The organism is Accumulibacter sp. (assembly GCF_031732815.1).
Taxonomy (GTDB): Bacteria; Pseudomonadota; Gammaproteobacteria; order Burkholderiales; family Rhodocyclaceae; genus Accumulibacter.
In genome coordinates, this window is record NZ_JAVMKF010000134.1 from 1 (window position 1) to 4,944 (window position 4,944).

5 protein-coding genes are annotated in these 4,944 nt (G+C 62.5%); 3 read left to right on the top strand and 2 right to left on the bottom strand.

Annotation, left to right across the window (positions count from 1 at the left end; all coding sequences use genetic code 11):
- Nucleotides 1–1,429: S8 family peptidase (locus RKP46_RS09485; RefSeq protein ID WP_311106421.1), on the bottom strand; the 1,429-nt coding region annotated here is incomplete at its 3' end.
- Between the two features lie 20 nt (nt 1,430–1,449).
- On the bottom strand, nt 1,450–2,439 hold the full coding sequence (locus tag RKP46_RS09490; RefSeq protein WP_311106422.1) for an ATP-binding protein: 990 nt from the start codon (nt 2,437–2,439) through the stop codon (nt 1,450–1,452).
- 108 nt (nt 2,440–2,547) lie between these two features.
- On the opposite strand from RKP46_RS09490, the gene RKP46_RS09495 reads away from it, so the two are divergent.
- From RKP46_RS09495 to RKP46_RS09505, 3 genes are all read left to right on the top strand, one after another.
- Nucleotides 2,548–3,180 (top strand): hypothetical protein, encoded by a 633-nt coding sequence (locus tag RKP46_RS09495; RefSeq protein WP_311106423.1) that lies wholly within the window; start codon nt 2,548–2,550, stop codon nt 3,178–3,180.
- Nucleotides 3,181–3,183: 3 nt separating this feature from the next.
- Nucleotides 3,184–3,852 (top strand): hypothetical protein, encoded by a 669-nt coding sequence (locus RKP46_RS09500; RefSeq protein ID WP_311106424.1) that lies wholly within the window; start codon nt 3,184–3,186, stop codon nt 3,850–3,852.
- Between the two features lie 71 nt (nt 3,853–3,923).
- The gene (locus RKP46_RS09505) at nt 3,924–4,187 is read left to right on the top strand and encodes a DUF6127 family protein (RefSeq protein ID WP_409194124.1); all 264 of its coding nucleotides are present in this window, start codon (nt 3,924–3,926) and stop codon (nt 4,185–4,187) included.
- Nucleotides 4,188–4,944: the final 757 nt, after the last annotated feature.

Below are 4,944 nucleotides of genomic sequence, written 5' to 3' on the forward strand. Positions count from 1 at the left end.
AGGCTTGGGCCGGGTCGTGGACCGCATCGGTGTCGCTACGATCGAGATGCGCGACCTGCAGTGCACCTTCATCGACGTTCCCAGCGCTCACGATGAAGAGGCGTTGGACGGGGTCGCTTCCATCGTCGAGGTAGATGAGCCCCTGGCTGCTCGCGTCAAAAGCGCGCCCGGCGGCCAGTGCATCGACGGCAGCCGACCACGACGTGGGCTGGCCGCGATCGCGCTCGTCCGTGGCGGTCACGGCCATGGAGAAGCAGCGCTGTCGCTCAGGCGCCTGTATCTCAACGCGGCTCGTGGCTTCCGCCGTGATGGCGCCGTACAACTCGGGCGGGTTCTGGCCATTCGGCGGCAGGATCTTCACCGACTCGAGCCCGTGGCGGAGTTTCACGGGGGCTGAGCCAGCGAGCACCGGCGTCAGGTCTCCATAGAGCGCGAGGCCGGCCATCTCCGTGCCGTGCCCATGGTGATCGTGGGCACCCCACGAGGGCTCGCAAGTGTGGCAGTCGGATGCGGCGAGCGATGCCTCAAGCAGAGGATGGCCTCGGGTCACGCCGGTGTCGAGTATGCACACTGCGGGCGCAGCGGCCACAGCCGTCGTCGTCCGCGCGCGCAATTCCTTGGCCCAGTCGCTCTGCTCTTCGGGCTCCATGTCCGAGAAGACCGTCGCGGTCTCCTTGGCGCGACGCACTTCCGCAAGATCGTTCAGCACATCGAGGGAAGCCGAGAGCTGCTCGGCCGTTGCGCACACCAGCGTCACGATGCGATCGTCGAACTGCAGACGCCGTGCTGCGACGTCGAACTGCTTGAGGGCCGCGAACTCCATGAGTCGCGCAAGCTCGCTACCGTCTTGCCGGCGCAGCCAGACCTCCCACCAGATCGTCTCCCGGTCGGCCGGGTAGACCTCGGTCGCGTCCGTCCAGAGTCCGCGTAACGTGGCGAGCCGCAACGCACCCACCGGGTCGAGCATATCCTCGTGACGTCGCTCCCCTTTCGACTTTGGGGTCGTCTTTGCGTAGGTCTCAAAGCGCGTGACGAAGTGCTTCACCTTGCCTTCGGGAACGAAGACCGTCGCCCGCTCGATGCGCCGCGGCTCTGCTTCCTCGGTCTGCGCCTGGCTGACCGCTACAAGTTCGATCCCCTGTCGCGCATCCTCAAATGACGAGAGCTGCAGCGGGACGCCGGGCTGGCTCTCGAACTGGATGTAGATCCCAGGCACCGCACCATGCACCTGGATTCCGGCGTCGGCGCGGCGCTGGTGCGCCTCGTCCACGGCCGACTCGAGCGCCTGCTTGAGCGCCTTTCCGTGCGTCGCTCGGCTCGGTGGAGCCGGTGGCTTCGGGATGTCTATCTTCCGCCCGTGCGGCTTGTACGGCTCCGTCGTGGGTTTGCCCGGGACGATGATGTGCTTGCGGTTCCGAGAAGTGGCCACGCTTCAGTCTCCTGGACGGACTATGCGTGGATGCTGCTTCGTTCCGCGAGGGCGAGAGCCAGCTCCGAGTCACTAACTGCGGTGGAGTGATCGAGGATCGCGTTCTTCGCCGCTTGGTCGCAGGCCATCGTGATCTCGGCATGACTGAGCCCATCGGCAGCCTTGGTAGCAGCGTTCCAGTTAAGCGAGGACGTGTCGAGAAGCCCGAGACGCGCACGCATCACTCGAGCCGCAACGTCCGCGGTGGGAAGAGCGTACTCAAGCAAGGCATCGAAGCGGCGGAAGAGGGCGCGGTCGAGCAAGCCAACGTAGTTCGTCGCGCCGAGCACGAGGCTGTCGGACTCGTCCTGCTCGAGAAACTGGAGAAAAGAATTGAGCACGCGGCGGATCTCGCCAACGTCGTTCTTGCTGCCCCGCTCGCCGCCGAGCGCGTCGAACTCGTCGAAGAGGTACACGCCGCGCGTGGACTGGATCGCCTCGAACACCAGCCGTAGCTTCGCAGCAGTCTCGCCCAGATACATTGTAATCAGCCCGTCGAGCTGGATACTGAAGAGGGGTATACCAAGTTCGCCAGCGAGCGCGGCCGCGGTCATTGTCTTGCCGGTACCGGGCGGACCGACGAGCAAAAGCTTACGCATCGGCGCGAAGCCGTGCTCTCTAAGCCGATCACGCTGGCGCTGCTCGGTTATGACACGGTCGAGTCGGGTGTGCAGCGCATGGGTAAGCGCCATGTCGACGACGCGGGTCTTTGGGTAGCCAACCGTAAGCAGGCCCGCGAGTTCCCCTCGCGGCTGAGCCAATGGGACCGGCTTCAGGTTGCGCACAACAGGCTCGGCTACCTTGGCATGCGCTCTGACTTGGTCAACGAGCGCGCGTAGATCCTGGGCAAACTTACCATGGCCGCTCCGAGCCGCCTGAGCTGCAACTTGGATCGCGATTGCATAGAAGCGCGTGTCGTCGCCGTCTGCGTGGCTTCTGATTAGAGCCTTTACTTGGTTAGCCGTAGCCATGTCGCTCTGATCGCCTTTTAGGAAGCCTCATGGGTCATCGGAATTGATCGATCTCTCCGGCAGTCGATTTCTGTTGTGGAGCCGCTCTTCCACATTGGAGCATGCCGCGTGGACACCCAAACAACTTGGACGATACCATTTCTGCGCGAAATAGCCAGAGTGCTCGCTTCGCTTTCGACGTCCGATGGAAGAGACCTGCTGCGTGGGCGCTTCGGAACGGAGTGGGCGAGCGGGCTGCACGCGGCGGGTGATTCGCTGGTCCTGCTCGATACCACCGACGTGGCGGCGATTGCGATGAGCGCCGGGTCCATCGGTCTCTCGTACCTCTATCCCGGCATCACGGTCAATCGCGACCTCGGCACCGACAGCAACCGGGCGTTCACCTATCGCGGCGTCAATTTGAAACCGCTGTCGCCGATCGCGCTGACCGGAAACCGGGACAACGGCAATGCTTGGGCGCTCTCGTGGATTCGCCGCACGCGTGATGGGGGCGAGTGGCGAGACTTCGTAGATGCTTCGCTGGGCGAAGCGACGGAGGCATACGCCATCGACGTTTACGCCGACGGCAGCTTTGCCGTGGTCAAGCGGACGATCACGGCGAGTTCGCCTTCCTGCGTCTACCCCAGTGCCGATCAGGTGGCGGACTTCGGCGCCAACCAGTCAACGCTGTATCTCGAGCTCATTCAGATCTCGGCCGCCGTCGGCCGGGGATACCCACTCACGACATCCATCACGAGGTAGACCATGGCCAGCAGCCCCACGAATCTCGACCTGATCGCGCAATCGCAGTCGTCCAAGGAAGTGACCGCGAACGCGCTGTTCGACGCCGGCAGTCCGGCGACGCTGTTCGGCCGGCGGGCGAGCCTGTGTTCGGGGCTCAACTGGTTCTACTACGGTGGGGTGATGATGGTCGATGGCGTGCTGACGACGATCAGCAACAACGCCGCAGCGCTGGTACTGAGTGCGTCGACCACCAATTACATCGAGGCAACGCGCACGGGAGTCGTGTCGAAGAACACCGTGGGCTTCACCGGGGGATCGATTCCGCTCTATACGGTGGTCACCGGAGCGGCCTCGGTGACCAGCTACACGGACAACCGGGCGTGGGTGGCGCCTGCGTACCTGGCGAGCAATGGCAGCGTCGCGGTGACGGCGGCCGATGTCGATCTGACCGCGCCGGCCAATGCCGACAAGGCACGCTGTGCGTACCTGACGACGACCGGTGCGCTGACGGGCAACCGGAACGTGATCGTGCCGAACAACTGGCAGGGCACGGTGTTCTGCAACAACAGCGGGGCGTTCACGACGACGTTCAAGACGGCGGCGGGAAGCGGTGTCGTGGTGGCGCAAGGGAAACGGGCTGTGTTGGTCGCTGACAGCACCAGCGTCGTTCGGGTGACGCCGGATACCTGATCGAGACAACTGCGGTGCCATTCATTTCGGGAGACGTGGCCATGCAATGAGTACAAGTCGAGCGGCGCAAGATGGTGACGCTGCCGCAGGAAGAATTCGAAGCCATCCTGGAGCGAGCGGCGGAGCGTGGAGCACGGCATGCGCTGTCAGAGGTCGGACTCGATGGGCCCGAAGCCGCACGAGACATCAGCGAACTGCGCAGTCTGCTCGATGCGTTCAACAAGGCGAAGAAGACCGCATGGCTGACGATTGTGAGGATGCTGGTCACCGGGCTGGTGATGGCGCTCCTCGCTGGGGCGTTCGTGAAGTTGAAAGTGTTCGGCGGGGGGCAGTGAGAGAGGCCGGTCAATCGACCGCAGACGGCAGGACTCCGCTGTCCGAAGGGGACGTTCTGTCTAAACAAACAGGGCCACCTCCCTCTTCGTGACACCGCACACGTGCAAGCGTCGTTACTTGGGAAGATCGATCGACTTGCAATCGATACCCGCCGTATCCGCCAAGCAGGACGTGACTCTGCCATTTGCGGTGTCGAGCATCCACGCTGCAGAATAGTTGGTGTTACCTACAGCACTGCTTCCGATCGGTATGTAGTTAGACTTAGGTAGAGCGAACAGCTTGCAATCGGGACCCGCTCTATTCGCAAAGCAGGACATAACTCTGCTATTTGCGGTGTCGAGCATCCACGCTACAGAATAGTTAGTGTTACCCGCAGGACTGCTTCCAATGGGTACGAGTGTAGGAGCAACCATCGGCTCCAGCTTGGGACCTACCTCCGAGGCAAAGGATACGCCAGAGATCAGCGAGGATGCTGCAATAGCGGCAGAGGCAAGGAGGAGTATGAATCGCATATGCATCCTTTTAGCAGACCCTGATTCAACCAAAAATGGGAAATCCCCAGGCTCTGGATCAAGTCCGTAAACAGAGGCGCCTCTGGTTGTTTGGACAGAATCGCTCTTGGGTTAGGTGGAGCCCTGCCAGTTGCGGTCGGCTGACCAGTGAGGCGGTTGGTCTTCACCTTCCCGTGATTTTATACAAACTGAATCGTGTCCTTTCGGCAACCCTGCGTGAAATCCCTGACGGCGTCTGGTAGCG